The 386-nt window shown below is 65.0% G+C and carries 1 pseudogene; it reads left to right on the plus strand.

The features are described 5' to 3' along the window. Nucleotides 1-348: pseudogene (gene istB, locus CD31_RS00080) on the plus strand (IS21-like element IS1474 family helper ATPase IstB); the annotation flags it as partial. Nucleotides 349-386 lie beyond the last annotated feature (38 nt).

Here is a 386-nt window from a genome sequence, read left to right on the forward strand (position 1 = left end):
CGCACCCCGCGCCTGCTGGAACAACTGCGCATCGCTCATGGCGACGGCAGCTTCGGCCGTACCCTGCAACAGCTGGCAAAGGTCGACGTCCTGGTGCTGGACGACTGGGCGCTAGCCCCGCTGGAGGAAGGAGCCCGGCATGACCTGCTGGAGGTGATCGACGACCGCGCTGGCAGCCGCTCCACCATCCTGACGAGCCAACTGCCCATCGAGCACTGGCACGGCTGGATCAACGACCCGACCCTGGCCGATGCCATCCTCGACCGCCTGGTGCACAACGCCTACCGACTGACGATGAAAGGCGAGTCGCTGCGCCGAAAAAAAGCCGAGGAACAAGCCGCATCGTGACCGATGCGATTACAATCCAGAACCCGCGCAACCGGGGT

Source organism: Lysinibacillus boronitolerans JCM 21713 = 10a = NBRC 103108, assembly GCF_000772935.1.
Lineage (GTDB): Bacteria > Bacillota > Bacilli > Bacillales_A > Planococcaceae > Lysinibacillus > Lysinibacillus boronitolerans.